The sequence below is a fragment of the Paeniglutamicibacter quisquiliarum genome, from assembly GCF_019084045.1.
Taxonomy (GTDB): Bacteria; Actinomycetota; Actinomycetes; order Actinomycetales; family Micrococcaceae; genus Paeniglutamicibacter; species Paeniglutamicibacter quisquiliarum.
In genome coordinates, this window is the sequence record NZ_JAHRED010000012.1 from 15982 (window position 1) to 33941 (window position 17960).

Annotated in this window: 15 protein-coding genes; 5 read left to right on the forward strand and 10 right to left on the reverse strand. The window is 69.7% G+C overall.

Features of this window, described 5'->3' with window-relative positions; genetic code table 11:
* Nucleotides 1-23: 23 nt before the first annotated feature.
* Together KRR55_RS17680 and KRR55_RS17685 are read left to right on the forward strand one after the other, a co-directional pair.
* A complete protein-coding gene (locus KRR55_RS17680) occupies nucleotides 24-1259 on the forward strand; it encodes a M20 metallopeptidase family protein (protein WP_217390640.1) in 1236 nt (411 codons plus the stop codon).
* Between the two features lie 42 nt (nucleotides 1260-1301).
* Complete coding sequence (locus KRR55_RS17685) at nucleotides 1302-2654, forward strand: MFS transporter (RefSeq protein ID WP_217390641.1); 1353 nt, start codon at nucleotides 1302-1304, stop codon at nucleotides 2652-2654.
* A 103-nt stretch (nucleotides 2655-2757) separates the two neighbouring features.
* Here the strand turns inward: KRR55_RS17685 and KRR55_RS17690 are convergent, their stop codons facing one another.
* From KRR55_RS17690 to KRR55_RS17700, 3 genes are read right to left on the reverse strand one after another with little or no spacing between them, the layout of a single operon-like run.
* Complete coding sequence (locus tag KRR55_RS17690) at nucleotides 2758-3867, reverse strand: oxidoreductase (RefSeq protein ID WP_217390642.1); 1110 nt, start codon at nucleotides 3865-3867, stop codon at nucleotides 2758-2760.
* Between the two features lie 29 nt (nucleotides 3868-3896).
* A complete protein-coding gene (locus KRR55_RS17695) occupies nucleotides 3897-4607 on the reverse strand; it encodes a hypothetical protein (RefSeq protein ID WP_217390643.1) in 711 nt (236 codons plus the stop codon).
* Nucleotides 4607-4765 carry a ribbon-helix-helix domain-containing protein gene (locus tag KRR55_RS17700; protein ID WP_217390644.1) on the reverse strand — a complete coding sequence of 53 codons (159 nt, stop codon included), beginning with the start codon at nucleotides 4763-4765 and terminating at the stop codon, nucleotides 4607-4609. The genes KRR55_RS17695 and KRR55_RS17700 overlap by 1 nt, the downstream gene beginning before the upstream one ends.
* A gap of 81 nt (nucleotides 4766-4846) precedes the next feature.
* Between KRR55_RS17700 and KRR55_RS17705 the strand changes: the two genes are divergently transcribed.
* Nucleotides 4847-5419: a YdeI/OmpD-associated family protein gene (locus KRR55_RS17705; RefSeq protein WP_217390645.1), complete on the forward strand. Its 573-nt coding sequence runs from the start codon at nucleotides 4847-4849 to the stop codon at nucleotides 5417-5419.
* Here KRR55_RS17705 and KRR55_RS17710 read toward each other — a convergent pair.
* Entirely contained in the window at nucleotides 5416-6162 is a 747-nt protein-coding gene (locus tag KRR55_RS17710; protein WP_217390646.1) for a glutamine amidotransferase, read from the reverse strand. The genes KRR55_RS17705 and KRR55_RS17710 overlap by 4 nt on opposite strands.
* A 120-nt stretch (nucleotides 6163-6282) precedes the next feature.
* Here KRR55_RS17710 and KRR55_RS17715 point away from each other — a divergent pair, with 120 nt between their 5' ends.
* Complete coding sequence (locus KRR55_RS17715) at nucleotides 6283-7062, forward strand: SDR family NAD(P)-dependent oxidoreductase (protein WP_217390647.1); 780 nt, start codon at nucleotides 6283-6285, stop codon at nucleotides 7060-7062.
* 21 nt (nucleotides 7063-7083) lie between these two features.
* Here KRR55_RS17715 and KRR55_RS17720 read toward each other — a convergent pair whose 3' ends face one another.
* Nucleotides 7084-7860, reverse strand: coding sequence for a DUF1684 domain-containing protein (locus KRR55_RS17720; RefSeq protein ID WP_217390648.1), 777 nt, complete (start codon nucleotides 7858-7860; stop codon nucleotides 7084-7086).
* 99 nt (nucleotides 7861-7959) lie between these two features.
* On the opposite strand from KRR55_RS17720, the gene KRR55_RS17725 reads away from it, so the two are divergent.
* Entirely contained in the window at nucleotides 7960-8265 is a 306-nt protein-coding gene (locus KRR55_RS17725; protein WP_217390649.1) for a hypothetical protein, read from the forward strand.
* Nucleotides 8266-8282: 17 nt separating this feature from the next.
* Here KRR55_RS17725 and KRR55_RS17730 read toward each other — a convergent pair whose 3' ends face one another.
* From KRR55_RS17730 to KRR55_RS17750, 5 genes are all read right to left on the reverse strand, one after another.
* A complete protein-coding gene (locus KRR55_RS17730; protein WP_217390650.1) occupies nucleotides 8283-10229 on the reverse strand; it encodes a hypothetical protein in 1947 nt (648 codons plus the stop codon).
* A 124-nt stretch (nucleotides 10230-10353) separates the two neighbouring features.
* On the reverse strand, nucleotides 10354-11466 hold the full coding sequence (locus tag KRR55_RS17735; protein ID WP_254456372.1) for a pseudouridine synthase: 1113 nt from the start codon (nucleotides 11464-11466) through the stop codon (nucleotides 10354-10356).
* A gap of 66 nt (nucleotides 11467-11532) precedes the next feature.
* Nucleotides 11533-12366 (reverse strand): DNA-formamidopyrimidine glycosylase family protein, encoded by an 834-nt coding sequence (locus KRR55_RS17740; protein WP_217390652.1) that lies wholly within the window; start codon nucleotides 12364-12366, stop codon nucleotides 11533-11535.
* A 111-nt stretch (nucleotides 12367-12477) separates the two neighbouring features.
* The gene (locus tag KRR55_RS17745; protein WP_217390653.1) at nucleotides 12478-17373 is read right to left on the reverse strand and encodes an ATP-dependent helicase; all 4896 of its coding nucleotides are present in this window, start codon (nucleotides 17371-17373) and stop codon (nucleotides 12478-12480) included.
* Nucleotides 17374-17434: 61 nt separating this feature from the next.
* Nucleotides 17435-17893, reverse strand: a complete 459-nt coding sequence (locus KRR55_RS17750; RefSeq protein WP_217390654.1) for a 23S rRNA (pseudouridine(1915)-N(3))-methyltransferase RlmH — start codon at nucleotides 17891-17893, stop codon at nucleotides 17435-17437.
* Nucleotides 17894-17960 lie beyond the last annotated feature (67 nt).

Sequence of the window (17960 nt, forward strand, 5' to 3'; positions counted from 1 at the left end):
CCCTTGGGAAGAGACCACACGGCATGAGCACTGCCACCACCGCAATCCTGCAGGACGCAAGCGAACTCCTTCCGGAGATCGCCCGCCTGCGCCATGCGCTGCACCGCGAGCCCGAAATCGGGCTGCAGCTGCCGCGCACCCAGGAGCGTGTGTTGCAGTGGCTTGAACCCCTGGGCTATGAGATTTCCCTGGGAACCGACCTCACCTCCGTGACGGCGGTGTTGCGCGGCGGAGCGTCCAATGGGCCTGCCGGCGAGCGCCCGACGGTGCTGCTGCGCGGTGACATGGACGGACTGCCGCTGGCAGAAAAGTCCGGTGTCGAATTCGCCTCGCAGACCGGGGACACCATGCATGCCTGCGGGCATGACATGCACACCGCGATGTTGGCCGGAGCCGCAACCCTGTTGGCCGAACGCCGCGACTCCCTTGCAGGGGACGTGGTGCTGATGTTCCAGCCCGGCGAGGAAGGCTGGGACGGGGCGGGCCACATGGTGCGCGAGGGCGTGCTGGAGGCCAGCGGGAAGAAGGTGGATGCGGCCTTCGGGCTGCACGTGATGAGCTCGATGGGATCCACCGGCGTCTTCACCGCCAAGCCAGGTGCGGTGATGAGCGCGTCCGACGGATTGTTCGTGACGGTGCGCGGCGCCGGCGGGCACGGCTCTGCACCCTTCGCCGCCAAGGACCCGGTCACTGCCGCCGCGGAAATGGTGACAGCCCTTCAGGTCATGGTCACCCGCCAATTCGACATCTTTGACCCGGTGGTCATTTCCGTTGGCGTGTTGCGGGCAGGAACGGTGCGCAACATCATCCCGGAAACCGCCTACTTCGAGGCGACCATCCGTTCCTTCAGCAACGCCAGCCACGAGAAGCTCCAGGCCGCGGTTCCCGCACTGCTCCAGGGCATCGCCCGGGCCCACGGGCTGGAGGTTGAGGTCGGATACCGCACCGAGTACCCCACCACGATCAACACCGAGGCGGAAACGCATTTTGCGGCGGATGCGGTGCGCGAACTCTATGGGCCCGATTCCTTTGCCGCCATGGCCAGTCCGTTGGCCGGCTCGGAGGACTTCTCCCGGGTGCTGAACGAGGTTCCCGGCGCCTTCATCTTCCTCTCCGCGCTGGCTCCCGGTGGGGATGGTGCATCCGCCGCCTACAACCACTCCCCGTATGCACGTTTTGACGATTCGGTGTTGGGTCGCGGTACCGCGCTCTACACGCAGCTGGCCACCGCCAAGCTCGCTTCCCTGGCTTCACACTAACTCCCGCCCCCCACTCCCACACAGATCTAGGATCCAACTCCCATGAGCATCAAGGAACAGCTGGCCCCGGCCGGCAACACCCAAGGCACCGGACAGGTCCCGCACGGGACCCCCGGACAGTCAACCGCCAAGACCCTGCTGGGCATTGGCGCCGGCAACGCCGTGGAATGGTTCGACTGGGCCATCTACGCCACCTTCGCCTCCTTCATTTCCGGCCAGCTTTTCTCCAAGGCCGACCCGACCTCCGCGTTCCTTGCCACCATGGCGATCTTTGCCGTCGGCTTCGTGGCCCGCCCCTTCGGCGGCGCCTTCTTCGGCCTGATCGGCGACAAGGTCGGGCGCAAGGCGGCCATGACCATGGCCGTGGGCCTGGCCTCGGTCGGCTCGCTGATCATCGCGATCACCCCGACCTACTCAAGCATCGGAGCCGGCGCCTCGCTGATCCTGCTGGTGGCCCGCCTGCTGCAGGGCCTGGCGCACGGCGGCGAGATGCCCAGCGCGCAGACCTACCTCGCCGAGGTGGCCCCGGCCCCGAAGCGCGGGTTCTACTCCACGCTGATGTACTTCTCCGGAACCGCCGGAATCGTTGCGGGCACCCTGCTCGGCGCGATCCTGACCATTACGCTGACCAAGGAACAGATGGGCGCCTTCGGCTGGCGCATCCCCTTCGCCGTCGGTGCCTTGATGGGCCTGTACACCCTGGTCATGCGCTCGCGGTTGAAGGAAACCGAGCAGTTCGAGGAGCAGAAGTCGGCCAAGGCCACGGCCGCCACCAAGGGCCCCTCGGTCATCTCGCAGATCATGGCCAACTGGCGCCAGGCCCTGCGGGTCATCGGACTGACCGTCGGGTTGACCGTCGTCTACTACATCTGGTCCGTGTCGACCCCTGCCTACGCGATCGCCAACCTGAAGATGGATCCGGCCACCGCGCTGTGGACCGGCGTCGCCGCCAACCTGGTGTTCATGACGGCCCTGCCGTTCTGGGGCAAGCTTTCGGACCGCATCGGCCGTCGTCCGGTCCTGCTGATCTCGGCCCTGGGTGCCGCGGCCCTGCAGTTCCCGATGTCATCCCTGGTGCGCGGCGAGGCCTGGCAGCTGTTCATCGCGATGTCGGTGATGCTCATCTTCATCGCCGCCTCCGCCTCGATCGTTCCGGCCGTCTACGCCGAGCTGTTCCCCACCGCCATCCGCACCATCGGCGTGGCCATCCCCTACGCAATCGCCGTGGCGGCCTTCGGTGGCACCGCTGCCTTCCTGCAGGCCGGGTTCAACGCCTGGTTCGGCATCCCCGCCGGCGGAACGGTGTTTGCGGTCTACTCCATCGTCCTGCTGCTGATCAGCGCGCTCACCATCTACAAAATGCCGGAGTCCGTGGGCAAGGACCTGCGCGGCTAGCCACCGAGCAAGCGCACTGCCGTAACCCCGCAAGAAAGGTGCGGGCCGTCCGGGAATCCCCTCCCGGACGGCCCGCACCTTTTGCATGGCGGCGCGGGCGCGTCTACCAGTGGGCGCGCCAGTACTGCGCCGCGAAGGGCACCTGCTCGCGCGGCACCCCCAGCTCGGCGGCGGCCACCGCGGGCCAGTTCGGGTTCTTCAGCGCCGCACGGCCGATCGACACCCCGTCCGCGGCGCCGGTGACCAGCACCTGCTCGGCCTGCGAGGGGTCGTTGACCATGCCCACCGCGCTCACGAAGGCCTGCGGGACGGCCTGCTTGACGGCCGTGGCCAGCGGCACCTGGAAGCCCGGTCCGCTCGGCCCGTGGTACTTGCCGATCCCGGCACTGGAGAGGTCGAAGGCGGTGACGCCCAGTGCGAAGGCCTCGGCGGCGAAGCGTGCGGTGTCCGCGATCCTCCACCCGCCCTCGACCCAGTCGTCCCCGGAGAGGCGGATGGCCAGCGGCTTGTGTGCCGGCCAGGCCGCACGCACCGCGGTGATCACCTCGCGCGCATACCGGGTGCGGTTCTCGTAGCTTCCCCCGTATCCATCCGTGCGGTCGTTGGCCAGCGGGGAGAGGAACTGGTGGATCAGGTAGCCGTGGGCGGCGTGGATCTGGATGACGTCAAACCCCGCGGCGTCGGCACGACGTGCGGCATCGGCCCAGTCCGCGATCGAGGCGGCGATCTGCCCGTCGGTCATGGCGAGCGGGGAGTCGAGCCCAAAGACCTCGGTCTCCGAGGGGCCGATGGTTTCCCAGCCGCCATCGGGCCCGCCGAGGCTGCCGACCTGTCCGGCGGCCGTCGGCTCCGGCAGCCAGGCATGGGTCGAGGCCTTGGCCCCGGCGTGGGCCAGCTGGATGCCGGCCGCCGCGCCCTGGGAGTGGATGAACTCGACGATCGGTGCCCACGCCTGTGCCTGGGCGTCGTTCCAGATGCCTGCGTCCCTGTCGCTGATGCGGCCCTGGGCGGTGACGGCGGCCGCCTCGGTGAAGACCAGCCCGAAGCCTCCCGCGGCGCGGGCGCCCAGATGGGCCAGGTGCCAGGCGTGGGGGACGCCGTCGAGATTGGTGACGGAGTACTGGCACATGGGTGCCAGCACGGTGCGGTTCCGGAGCGTCAGGCCCGGGCCCTCGGGGGCGGCAAGTCGGACCGGCGTGAAGAGTTTGCTCATGCCCGGTGGCAACCGGTGCCGCGCCCGGGCTATTCCCGCGGCGCCCTGCCGTCCGCATGGTGGCGGCGTTCGGCAATCGTCAGGTCCCCGCCATCGGGGTGCCGCACCAGCAGCATCCGGCCGTGCGGCCCCGCGGCGAAACGCGCCTGGTGCCCGCCGGCCGCCAACCTCGAGGCAAGTTCCCCGGCCTCGCCCCCGATGCCAAGTTCCAGTCCGACCCCGGCGGCATCCGCGGCACGCAGATCCACGAACCCGCCGTGCTTGGCCCGGAAATGCGCGCCGGCCCCGCCGGAGCCGCCGGGGGATTGGATCGCGCCAATGTTCCGCAGCGTTTGCGCGGAGCCCGGCACGTCCGGGGTGTGCCACACCGCCAGCACGCCGAACGAGCCCGGGGCCGCGGGCCCCGAGCCGGCGGTGAGCCGGGCGTCCACCGGGGTGGCGGTGAACGCCAGCCCGTCGGGCGCGGCGAGGTGGCCGACGGGCCCGTGTGCCGCATCGCGAACCAATACCCCGGTGCCGTCGCTGCGGGTCCACTGCGCGAACCTTTCCAGGTCGCGCACCTCGAAACCCAGCTCGATGGCGAAGGAGGTCGCGGTACGGAGGAGAACGCGTCCGGAGCCAGCGGCAAAGCACCGTTCCCCGGAGGGCTCGTGCGGCAATTCGGCAAGTCCGAGGGCCAGCAACAGCTCGGCCCAGGCAGCGGCGTGCCCGGTTTTCACCACGGGCCGCACGCGCAACATCAGTGTCGCTCCAGGTACTCGGCAAGGGCCTTTTCCACGAAGGCGGAAAGGCTGCTGCCGTCATCGACGGCGGCGTGCTTCACGCGGCGCACCAGCGGCGCCGGAAGGTAGACGTTGAATTGGATCTTGTCGCTGTGTTCGTCCCTGTTCGCTGCCATGCAACGGATGCTAGCAATATAGCCGCCGCTGCCACAAGGCCACGGCTGGTAGCCCCCGGCGGCCGGTGGAATGATGGGTCCATGGCGATCCCCCTGGAGGAACTGTTGGTGCCCGATGCCGCCGCGTGGCGCGCCTGGCTGCAGGAGCACCACGCCAGCCATCCGGGCGTGAACCTGGTGCTGCACAAGAAAGGCGGAACCACCACAAGCCTGACCTACGCGCAGGCGCTGGACGAGGCCCTGTGCTTCGGCTGGATCGACGGCCAGCGCAACGCGCGCGACGAGCACAGCTTCACCAACAGATTCACCCCGCGCACCGCGCGCAGCAAGTGGTCCGCCAGGAACGTGGAACACGTCCAGCGGCTGGAGGCCGTCGGCCTGATTCAGCCGGCGGGGGCCGCCGCGGTTCAGGCGGCCAAAGCCGACGGGAGGTGGGACGAAGCCTATGCGGGGCAGGCATCGGCGCAGCTTCCCGCCGATTTCCTCGAGGCGGTTTCCCGATTTCCGCGGGCGCAAGAAACGCTGGCAGCCCTCGGCGCCAGCGAGCGATTCGCCATCTACTACCGGTTGCACACCGTCAGGGGGGATGAGACCCGACGGAGGAAGATCGCCGACTACGTGGCCCGGCTCGATGCCGGGCAAGGGATCTTCTAGCTTTCGGCCCCATAGCGCCGCACGAAGTTGCGCAGGATCAGTGCCGGCCACTCCACGAGGGCGGCCAGCGCCTCGTCGTGCAGCCGCTGGGCGTCCTGCGGGGGAAAATAGCCCGCATCGCGGTAGATCATGATGCGCTGGGCCAGCCCGGCGGGGTCCAGCTCGGGATGGAACTGGGTGGCATAGAGATTCGTCTTGACCCTGAACATCTGCACGGGACAGGCAGCCGAATCGGCCAGCAACACCGCCGCTGCCGGCAGCTCGGAGACGGCCTCCTTGTGCCCCACGAAGGCATCGAATTCAGCGGGGAGCCCGGCCAGCAGCGGATCTCGGCGACCCTGGCCGGTGAGCCTGATGCGCGAGGTGCCCACCGGTTCGCCGAAGCGCGTATCGATCCTCCCTCCCTGGTGGATGCCGAGGGTGCCCACGCCGTAGCAGGCACCCAGGAAGGGAAAGTCCTCGGCCACCAGCACGTCGAGCAGCCTGGACAAGTCGGCCTCGCACCTTTGCTGCGTCGCTGACTTCGTGGACGGATGGTCCGAGGCGTTGAAGGGGCTGCCTCCCAGGATGATGCCCGGGCAGTCGTCCAGGCCCAGGGCGCCAAGGGGTCCCAACGGCTCGCGGTCCAGCCGGATGACGCGCAGCGCATCGGGTGCCAATCCGCTCGCGTCCAGGACACCGCGCACCTCGTCGGACGCCGCGAGGTCGTGTTCCCGCGTGGAAACCAGGATGAAGCGGCCCATGGCTGCAGTCTACGTCCAGCGGACCCGCGCGCAAGATGCGGCACCCCCTTCTGTCCGGGGCCATCCCGGTCTAGTCTGTAGTGAGTTAATGGCCACTAACCCAATGAAGGGAAGCGCACCATGCTCATCACCGACTCAGTCGCCCTGGTCACCGGGGGAGCCTCCGGTCTCGGGGCCGCCACCGCCCGGGTCCTGTACAACGCCGGCGCCCACGTGGTGCTCGTTGACCTGCCCTCGGCTCAGGGGGATGCGGCCGCCGCGGCGCTGGGGGAGCGGGCCAGGTTCGCCGCGGCCGACGTCACCGACGAGGACCAGGTCAAGGCCGCCATCGCGGTGGCAGCGGACCTCGGCCCCCTGCGCATCGTGGTCAACTGCGCCGGGGTCGCCACCCCGGGCAAGGTGCTGGGGCGCGAGGGGGTGCTGCCGCTGGCACAGTTTGAAAAGGTCATCGCCGTCAACCTCACCGGAACCTTCAACGTGGTCCGCCTGGCCGCCGAGGCCATGGCGGGAACCGACCCGGTCATCGACCCCGCCACCGGAACCTCCGAGCGCGGGGTCATTATCAACACCGCTTCCGTCGCGGCCTTTGACGGGCAGATCGGCCAGCCGGCCTACTCTGCCTCGAAGGGCGCGGTGGCCGCCATGACGCTGCCGCTGGCCCGCGAACTTGCCCGCCACTACATCAGGGTCATGACCATCGCCCCGGGGATCTTCGAGACCCCGATGATGGCCTCGCTCTCGGCCGAGGCGCAGGCCTCCCTGGGTGCCCAGGTCCCGCACCCGGCGCGACTGGGCAAGCCGGCCGAGTACGCCGCCCTGGTGGAGCACATCGTGGCGAACCAGATGCTCAATGGCGAGACCATCCGCCTTGACGGCGCCATCCGCATGGGGCCGAAGTAGCCGCTCGGCGCGGCCATGTGACTAGTGGGGCGCCAACTCCCCGGCGCGCACCGCCACCTCGAGCCGGTTGCCCGGCACCGGGGCGGGACATACCGCATGGGGTGAGAACGCCATCGGGTAGTTCAGCGTGCGGTTGAAGTCAATGACGACGTCCGCGCCGGGGCCGGGCGTAGTGACCGTGACAAAGCGCCAGGGTGCGGTCTGCACCCCGTTGGTGGCGTCCCGGAACGCGATGGTCAGTGAACCGTCCGCATTCTGCGAGGCGCCCAGGGTCGCGCGGCGTCCGCCCAGCTCGAAGTCGACCTGGCCGACCAGTTCCGCCTTGAGCTTTGTGTCGGGGCGGTAGCTGTCGACCGGGACGACCCTCGGGGCGTGGAACGCGGTGAAGTGCCCGGGAACGACGAAGGCCGGGTCGTAATCGAAGAGCGGGACGCCGGTGAAGGCCTTCAGCCGGGGATGGGTGCGTTCCCGGGTGCGGATCATGTATCTGCCCCCGCGCACGCCCAGTTCAACCAGGGTGTCGCCGTGGCGGACAAAGTGCATCGATTCGTCCTCGTGAAGGGACTTGGACAGGGTGCCGACGACCGGGTCGCCATCCGGAGTGGTCACCGAATCGGCCGCCTCAAAGCTTGCCTTCGCGGTGGTTCCATCGGCGCTCCAGCGGCCGGGAACCAGGTCCAGCGGCCCGGGTTCCTCCGGAAGCCACTGGTAGCTGCTCAGCGACAGCCACCCAAAGGGGACGGCCAGGCCTTCATCGCGCATGCGGCGCCACTGCGTGAATTCTTGGGGTGCACTCATGGATTACAGTGTGCCACTTTCGTGCACGGCCGGGTTCCTGCCGCCATGATGGCCGAGGCGGCGGTACCGGGCGCACGGGAACGCACTAGGCTTGTTTCCATGCCTTCCTATCGAGCCCAGTTGAATATCATGGGGCTTCGGCCCGGGCATGCCCCCGAGGCAGTCATGGACTCCGCCGTGGCAGCGCTGGCCGCGGGCCACCACGTGGATGCGAACCAGCTCGACGTCGTGGCGGGGGTTCCGCGGATCACGGTGCGCTACACCGTGGAGGAAGACGGGAACCCGGATGCGCGCGCCATAGCCTCGGCGGCGGCCATGCGTGCGGCGGTGGAAAAGGTCGGGGTGACCGAAAAGCTGGTGGTGCTGCGCCGCACCCGCGGACGCTGGATCACGCTGCGCCGCTGAACACGCGGCCGGCAGGTCTAGGCGAAGTCCGTCGACTTGCCCCGCGCGGCGCGGTGCTCGGCGTGGTGGATCTGGTAGCGACGGTTCTCGGTGGCCAGCAAAACCACGAATGCGGCCATGCCCGCCAGGATGGCAATCCAAATGGAATTGTTGGTTCCCAGCACCCGCGGCACGAGTAGCCAGAACATGCCCCAGCCAAATCCGATGGCCATGATGATGCGTCCGCGTTCGGTCATGGACAGGCTTGCGGCGGCATAGCCCAGGGCCGGAACCAGCAGTGTGGCGATCCAAATGCCCGCCCCGCCGGCACCCCAGGACGCCAGCATGTTCATGAACGTTGAAGCCAGCACGACCATGCTGAAGCCGGTCATCAGGCTGACCGGCGCGTCGGTCAGCATCCGTTCACGCGCGGTGCGGGCGGTCTTGAGGTTCAACGCGCGCACGGCGGTGTACAGGAACCAGCAGCTGGCCGCGGCGAAGCCGAACGCGGGGAACAGCCAATCGTTCACGGCGCTGAGCATCCACAGCACATTGGCCGTGCAGGCAAGCGCGAACCGATGGCCGACGGCGCGCTGGCGCACCGCGGAGCGTTGCGAGGGCGCCCACGAGTAGGCGGCTCCCAGCAACGCCCAGATGAAGATGACGGGCCAGAGCAGGTGCGCGGTGGGGGCAAGGGACAGCAGTGAATGGTTGGAACCGAGCGATTCGACCGCGCCGGACGACAATGTCTGCAGGCTGGCCAGGGACACGGCCGCCGCGGCCAGGGCGGCACCGCTGCCGAGTATCCGGCGGCGCAGGTCGGCCGGTTCCTCGGCGGGGTTGGGGCCGGTTTCGGGCAGGACGTAGGGGGCCTCGTAGACCGGTTCCTCGGCCGCTGCCTGTTGATGGTCTATGGCGGCCTTGGCGCTTGCCACCAGTGCGGCCAACTCCTCCGGATCCATCGGCGGGGCCGGGGAGGAGGCCACCGGGGTCCCGGTGCCTGCAGCCACGATATCCCCGCCGGGGGCGTCGTAGCCGGCCGTCACCACGTCGTCCGCCGGACCCGAAAGCAGGTTCCCGGCGTGCAACTCGGGTGCGTCATCCACCGGGGCTTCAGCCGGGGATGGTGCCAGGGCACGCAGCCTCGCCTCTTCGGCGGCCGCGGCACGGGCATCGGCCTGCGCCTGCGCGGCCAACCGTGCTTCCTCCGCCTGCCGGGCGGCCGCATCCAGCTGGGCCTGGTGGGCCAGGCGTGCGGCTTCGCGCTTGGCGGCTTCCGCCTTTGCCTCGGCCCGGGCGACCTCGAGCAACCGTTCCTGTTCCTTGAGCTCGGCGGCCCTGGCGCGCTCGATGCGCAACCGGTGCCAACGTTTCTTGATGGTTGAGGGGGCTGCGTAGATCCTGTCGCCCAGGCGTTCCAGATTGGGCTCGGGCAGGGAATCAAGCCAGTTGTTGAGTCCGGCGAAACCGCCGGACACCGCCTTGGGGCCCGGGCCCGTCGCATCCGGCGCCGCGGAGGTTTTCTTGTCCGTCAGGTGGCGCAGCGGGGATTTGCCCGATGGCGTGTCCTCGGGACTCTTGAGCACTTCGTCCACGTTGTGGGCTTCGGGGACGGGGTGGTGCGGCACGGGGTGGGCTATGCGCTGAGAGAGCCGTTCCTTGACCTCGACAGGCGCGGCTGCCCCGGGATCCAGGACCAGGTCGGTGGTGCGGGCAGAGGGGGAGGCGGCGTTGTCCGCAATGCCATTCCCCTGCGGCTGGTTCGTGGTTTCCGGATCGGATTTTTCTGCCTCGGGCGCCTTCGACGATTCGGCCGTTTCAGCTGTCTTGGGTGCCTGCGCGCGATCGGCCTTGGCTGCCTGGGATGTTGCCGGCGCGGGGGCCTTGGCCTTCTCGGTCGTTGCCGGTTCGTCCTTGTTGGCGGACGTTGCCGGGTCCTGCGATTTGTTTGACGCGGCGGAGGTTCTGGTATCGGAATTGTTCATCTTCATCTCCTTCATCGCCGCGATGCACTTGGCGCACCGGTTTATCGGATGGCTACCAGCGTACCGAACAACCCGGAGGCGATGCCCGATTCCCACGCCTCGAGGCAAGACCTGCGAGGGTGAGCTACGCCATGGCGGCGGACGGTTCGTGTGCGATTGCTGCCCGGGCGGGGGACTCGGAGAGTTCCAGCCCCGAGGAATAGCCCACCGGTTTCCCGGAGAGCGGATCGATGAAGGAAATGCTGCGGGCCAGCAGCTGCAGCGGGCGGGCGTAGTCATCCGCCGCCAGATCCAGCAGCGTCGGGTAGAACGGGTCATTGAGGATCCCCAGGCCCAGGGCCGCTAGGTGCACGCGCAACTGGTGCGTCTTGCCCGAGTGCGGGCTCAGCCGGAACTTGGCCACCGGCACCCCCGCAAAGTGCCCGGCCGAGGTGCCGGTGCCCAGCAGCTCGATCAGGGATTCCGCGTTCGGTTCCCCCTCCTCGACCAGCGAGCGCAGCTGCCCCTTGATCTTGCTCATCCGATTGCGGTAAACCAGCGGTTGATGCCCCAGGGCCTCGAGGCGGTCGCGCAGCTCGGCGTCGGTGAGCAGGTGGTTGCCGGGTCCGGGCAATCCGTCGAAGGCGTTGCCGCTGCGTTCCTCGGCGCTGCCGCCCAGTCCGCCGGTGCCCAACACCTCGCCGGCCGGGCGGCCGGCCACCGGAACGAGCGCTGAAACGGCCTCGTAGGTCTTGGAGATCTCGCGGCGCTCGAAGAGCGTCTGGTAGGCGCCGCGGGTCTCCGGGTTGGTGGAGAAGAGCAGGATGCCCGCCGTTGCCCGGTCCAGCCGGTGCATGGGGATCAGCTCCGGGTTTCCCACGCGGTTGCGCAGCCGCACCAGCGCGGACTCCTGGATGAAGCGCCCGCCGGGGGTGGTGGGCAGGAAATGCGGCTTGTCGATGACCAGCAGGTTGTCGTCGTGGTGCAGGATCGTCTCGGTGAACGGGATCGGTTCCTCGGCCGGCAGGTTCCGGTAATACCAAATGAATTCGTGGGTCCCCAGCGGCGTGTGTTCATCCAGCGGGCTCCCGTCGAGGCCGACGACCTCGCCGCGCTCGAAGCGGCGGGTGATGCCGGCCGCGTCGACGTGCCCGAAGCGGTGCAGCATGTACTCGCACACCGTGGTCCACTGGCCGGTGGAGGGCACGCGCAGACGGGTCGCATTGACGCCGTTGCGCACGGGAAGGGGGGAAGTCATGGCCATGCACACCAGTCTGTCATGTGCGCCGGGCCCGCCCGGACGGCTGCCGTGCCGTCCGGGACGCTAGCGCGCGCCTCCGCCGCTGGCCACGTAGGAGTCCTGGCAGGAGGCGCAGAAATACACGTCGCGTTCGGCGCTGCGCGTCGATTCGGCCAGCGACTCCTTTTGCAAGGTTCCCCCGCAGCGCAGGCATGGCTGGCCGGCGCGGCCATAGACCCAGTACGGGTTCATCCCGTCCGATCCCGTGGTCACGCGCCGGGCGCGGTCCTTGTTGGCATGGAGCAGGCGGTGGGCAATGTCCACCAGGTGGCCCAGGTCCGCGACCTCGCCCACCGGGGTGCGCGGGTGCACGCGGGTGACAAAGAGCAGCTCGGAGCGATACACATTGCCCAGCCCGCAAATCAGCCGCTGGTCAAGCAACGCCAGGCCGATGGGCCTGGCCGGGTCGCCCAGCAGGCGGCGCACCGCCTCGTCCCGATCCCAGGAATGCCCCAGCGGGTCCGGGCCCAGGTGGCCGATGACCTCCACCTCGTCGGTGGTCCGCAGCACGTGCAGGAACCCGAGTTCGAAGCCAACCGCCGTGAAGGCCTGGTTTCCCAGCACCGCGCGCGCCTTGAAGGCGGGGGAGCGCCAGCGCTCGCCGGTGGCGTAGACGTCCCAGTGGCCCTCCATGAGCAGGTGCGAGTGGATGCTCAGCGGCGGGGCGGAGACCTTAGCCGGCGGGCGGGTGCGGATCAGCAGGTGCTTGCCGCGCGAAACGACGGACTCGACCATCCAGTCCACCAGTGACAGCGTTGCATGCGCGGGCACCCTGAAGTCGCTGAGGCTCAACGTCCTGCCCCCCAGCGCGGCCTCCAATCGACGGGCCGTGCGAAAAACTGTGTCCCCTTCGGGCATCGCCAAAACCACCTATCTAGCTAGAGGGGTGCACCTGCCCAAGTATTCAGGTGACCCTGGTCACCTAGCCTAGCCGGTGTGGGTTCCGGTGTGGGGAAAATTTCCTGTTGCCTAGTTTCGGAAGCGCAGTCCACTAGGCGTGGAATAGAAACCAGCGCGCCGCAGGGCCGCGCCCACGGGCGTCTCGGTGATGGGTTTTCCGTTGATTTTCTCGATACCCAGCTTGGCGATCGCGGCGCGGCGCAGTACCGCCACCAACTCGGTGGCGACGGCGTCGAGCACCGCGGGATCGGCTTCGGGCGACTGGGGGTCGTCGGACAGGTCGCCGAAGCCCAGCACCGTCTTGCCGCCGCGTTCCACGTACAGGGCAAGCCGGCCGTCCAGCAGCACGACCAGTGCACCGGCCTTGCGCCCGGGGCGGTGCCCGCCGGCGGCCTCGGGCCAGCCCAGCGCAGCACCGTAGGGGTTGGCCGGGTCGGTCGCGGCCAGGGCGAGTGCGACGGGCAATGCCCCGTGCCCGGGCTCGCGCACCAGGGCGCGCAGGCGGTCGATGGTTGCGGAGGTGGAGAACTGGGCGGCGCCGAGCCGCTCCACGAAGTAGCCGCGGCGGGTGTGCCCGGCCTCCTCGAGCCGGCCGAGCACCCGGTAGAGCTGGCCGAAGCCGCCGGGAACCGATTCGGCGGCGACCGAGCCGCGGGTTACCACCCCGTAGCGTTCGAGCAGGAACTCGGCCGCCGCGTGGGCGCGGATGGTCGGGTCCGCTTCGGGTGCGGGCAGCGCCGCCCAGCGGCCGGAGGCCGAATCCGGGAGCTGGCGGCGGCCGGACAGCTCGATGCCGGAATCCGGGCGGGAGGCACGCAGCATCGCCATGCGGCCCAGCCGGGCGGTCCGCGCCCGCGGGGCCTGGGCCGGCACCCGGTGCGCGACCTTGCCCCCGGAGAGCAGCTGGCGGATCGGGGCCAGGGTGTCGGGGGAGACCGCCGAGGCCCAGAACAGTTCCCACAGGGCCTCGAGCACCTCGGCGGCCGGCGGCTCGGTGCCCGGTCCCGCCACCGGGCCCTCGCCCGGACCGGGGGCGGTGGCCAACACGCGGGCCAGCTGCGGGACGAAGTAGGCGCCGGAGGAACCCAGCACCGACAGCAGCCGGGCGGCCAGCGGACCCAGCCGCGCGGTGTCGGGCAGCGGCAGGCTGAGCGGCGCGTTTTCGGCCGTGTGCAGGGCGATCCAGCCGTCGGTCCCGGCCAGCGCCCCGGCACCGGAAACCAGCACCTCCCCGGCGCTCATGAGCTCGTCGAGCATCCATGGCTGGTAGTCCCGCACGCGGGCGGGCAGCACGTGGGATTCCAGGGCGGAGGCCGGAACCGGCACCCCGGCCAGCTGCTCGATGACCGCCAGCACCCCGTCGATGCCGCGCAGTCCCGCGCCGATGCCCTGCCAGCCCGGCAGGAACCTGGCGAAGGTTTCCTGGTCCACGGGCTCGACCTCCGCGCGCAGGGCGGCCAGCGAGCGGGTGCGGATCATCCGCAGCACCCCGGCATCGCAATACTCGGTGGCGCTGCCGCCGGCCGCCGGGGCGTCAAGGAGCATTTCGGCGGGCCGGAACGCCCCGACCATGACGCGGGAATCCGCAACCAGCCGCTCCAGCACGGAAGCGACCACCGCGACGCCCAGGCCCAGGGCTGCCGCGACGTCCCCGGCCGTGAAGGGCCCGTGGGTGCGGGCGTAGCGTGAGACCAGGTCGCCCACCGGGTCTGCCACCGGTTCGATGAACGCCAGCGGCACGCCATGGGGCAGCGGGACCCCGAGTCCGTCGCGCAGCCGCGGGGCATCCTCGATTGCGGCGAACAATTCCCTGCCGCCCAGGCGCACCGTTAGGGCGCGGTTGGCGCGCACCAGCTCCTCGAGGTACCCCGCAGCGGCCTGGACCGGATCGGTGCCCGCCGCGGTGTCCTCCGCGGGCCGCAGTCTGGCCGCCACCGCCGCGGCGTCCAGCGGGCCGAGCATCCGCAGCAAATCGGCGGTTCCCTCAAGCCCGGCCAGCTTGCGGTTCTCGGCAACACGCTGCAGCTCGTCCTGCGTGCGGGAGATGACCTTGGCGTCGAGCAGCTCGCGCAGCTCGGTGCGGCCCAGCAGCTCGCCCAGCAGCGCCGGGTCCAGCGACAGGGCCGCGGCGCGGCGCTCGGCCAGCGGCGAATCGCCCTCGTAGAGGAATTGGGCCACGTAGCCAAAGAGCAGCGACTGGGCGAAGGGGGAGGGGGTGCGGGTCTGCACCTCGCGCACCGCGATGCCGCGCGAACCCACCGCGGCAAGCAGGTTCTTAAGTGCTGGCAGGTCGTAGACGTCATTGAGGCATTCGCGCACCGTTTCCAGGATGATCGGGAAATCCGGGTACTTCCGCGCCACGTCCAGCAGCTGGGCGCTGCGCTGGCGCTGCTGCCACAGCGGGGTGCGCTTGCCGGGGCTGGTGCGCGGCAACAGCAAGGCGCGGGAGGCGCATTCGCGGAAGCGGGAGGCGAAGAGCGCCGAGTTGCCCACCTGGGCGGTGACCACGTCCTCGATTTCGTCGGACTCAAAGAAGAAGAGTTCGGCCCCCGGCGGTTCGTCGTCCATCGCCGGGACGCGCAGCACGATCCCGTCGTCAGCGGCCATGGCGGAGCCGTCCAGCCCGTAGCGTTCGTGCAGCCGCGCCCCGACGGCCAGCGCCCAGGGAGAATGCACGGGCAGCCCGAAGGGCGAATGCAGGATGACCCGCCAGTCACCGAGCTCGTCCACGAACCGCTCGACCACCAGCGTCTTGTCGCTGGGGACCACCGTGGTGGCTTCCGCCTGTGCTCCCAGGTAGTTCAAGAGATTCCCGGCGGCAAAGGCATCGAGCCCGATGCTTGCCAGTTTCTCCCGCGAGGCTTCGGCGGGCAGGTTGACCAGCTCGGAAGTGAACTTGCCCAGCGCCTCGCCGAGTTCCACCGGCCGGCCCTGGGTGTCGCCCTTCCAGAACGGCAGCTTTCCCGGCTGCCCGAAGGCGGGGGAGACCAGCACCCGGTCGTGGGTGATGTCCTCGATCTTCCAGCTGGTGGCCCCCAGCGCAAAGACGTCCCCGACCCGGGACTCGTAGACCATCTCCTCGTCGAGCTCGCCGACCCGGCGCCCGCCCTTGGCCCCCGAGTTGTCCTCGAAGCCGACCAGGTACACGCCGAAGAGCCCGCGGTCAGGGATGGTTCCGCCGCTGACCACGGCCAGGCGCTGGGCGCCGGGCCGTCCGGTGAGCACCCCGGCATCCCGGTCCCAGACAATGCGCGGGCGCAACTGCGCGAACTCGTCCGAGGGGTACTTGCCCGCGAGCATTTCAAGGGTCGCGGTGAACGCGGCGCGCGGCAGCGCGGCGTAGGGTGCGGAGCGGCGGACAGTCTCGAACCACGCCTCGACCCCCAGGTCCTCCAACGCGCAGGCGGCCAGGGTCTGCTGCGCGAGCACGTCCAGCGGGTTCGCCGGGATGTGAAGCTTCTCGATCCTGCCCTCGCGCATCCGCGAGACCGTCAGCGCGGTGGCCAGCAGGTCGGCCCGGTGCTTGGGGAAGAAGGTGCCGGTGGAGGTCTCCCCGACCTGGTGCCCGGCGCGTCCCACACGCTGCAGGCCGGAGGCCACCGAGGGCGGGGACTCGACCTGGATCACCAGGTCCACTAGGCCCATGTCGATGCCCAGCTCCAGCGAACTGGTCGCGACCACGGCACGCAGCACCCCGGTCTTCAGGTCGTCCTCGATGTTGGCCCGGGTCTCCTTGGACACCGAGCCGTGGTGCGCGCGGGCCAGTGGCGCCACCGCCCCCGCCTCGCCCGCCGGGACGCTGGTGGCGGTGGTTCCGGCCTGGGCCATGATGGCCGCGGGCATGGAAGTGCCCGGCTGCACCCGCACCGCGGGCGTCCCGGCCGTCATCTCGGCGCCGGCGGAGCCGATGCCGGTGGGGGCGAACGCCGCCTCGGGGCAGCTTCCCGCGGTGCGGGTTTCGTGGATCTCGTTCAGCCGCCCGGTGAGCCGCTCGGCGAGCCGGCGCGAATTGGCAAAGACGATGGTGGAGCGGTTCGCCTCGATCAGATCGACGATCTGTTCCTCGACGTGCGGCCAGATGCTGGCCTGCGGGGCGAGCCCGGAGCCGGGCCCCAGGTCGTGGGCCGCCGCGGCGGCGGGCAGGTCGGTCATGTCCTCGACCGGCACCCTCACGCTCAGTTCCCAGGTCTTGGTGATCGGCGGGGCGATGATGCTCACCGGGGCGGTGCCGCCCAGGAAGCGGGCCACCTCGTCGCGCGGCTCGACCGTGGCCGAGAGCCCGATGCGCTGGGCCGGGGAGGGAAGCAGGGCATCGAGGCGCTCCAGGGAAAGCGCCAGGTGGGCGCCGCGCTTGGTCCCCGCCACCGCGTGCACCTCGTCGATGATCACGGTGTGCACGCCGGCCAGGGACTCGCGGGCCCTGGAGGTGAGCATCAGGTAGAGCGACTCGGGGGTGGTGATCAGGATGTCCGGCGGGTGGGTCACCAGCTTGCGGCGCTCGCCCGCCGGGGTGTCCCCGGAGCGGACCCCGACCGACACCTGCGGAACCGCGAGCCCCAGGTGCGCCGCGGTGGCCTTGATGCCCACCAGCGGGGCGCGCAGGTTGCGCTCGACGTCCACGCCCAGTGCCTTCAGCGGTGAAATGTAGAGCACCTTGGTGCCGCCGGATGCGGCTGCGGATTTCTTGGCGCTGGTCCCGGGGCTCGCCCCGGTTTCCAGGCCGGGGAGTGCGGGGGACAGGATCTCGGTGGCGGTGCGGGCAAAGGAATCCAGGGCCCACAGGAACGCTGACAGCGTCTTTCCCGATCCGGTGGGTGCAACGACCAAGGCGTGTTGCCCGGTGGAAATGGCATCCCACGCCCCGATCTGGGCGGGCGTCGGCGCAGCAAATGCCCCCTCGAACCAGGCCCGCGTCGCGGGGGTGAACCGCTCAAGGACGTGCGCCGCCTCAACATTCTTAGCCATCGAACCCAGCCTAAACGCTCGGAGCGTCAATTAGGGGCCGGTGCACCGTTGCTGCCCCGGGCTAAACGTGGTGGTACTTCCCGCCTCCGGAAATTTCCTGGGCGCGGTAGAGCTGCTCGGTGAGGATCAGTCGCACCAGCTGGTGCGGGAACACCAGCTTGGACAGGCTCCAGGTGAAATCCGCGCGGGAGTGCACCGACGCGTCGACGCCGTAGGCGCCGCCGATCACCACGGTGATGTTCCGCGAGGTGTCGAAGGGGCGCTGCAGGGTCTTGGCCAGCGCGGGGGAGTCGATGTTCTTGCCGCGCTCGTCAAGCAGCACGAGGAAGTCCCGGGCGTCGACCTTGGCCAGGATCCGCTCGGATTCCTCGGTGCGGGCCGCATCCCCCTCGCGTGCCGAGTGGGGGAGCAGCTGCCATTTGATGTCGAAGGGCTTCTTCATGCGTTTTTCGTAGCGTTCGATGCCCTCGGTCACCCAGGACTCGTGTTTCTTGCCGATGGCCAGCACGCGGATTGTCATGCCTCCATCTTCCCGCATGGACTCGGCCGCTCCGGCACCGGAAGCCTCCGCCGCTGCCCGGGCCGCG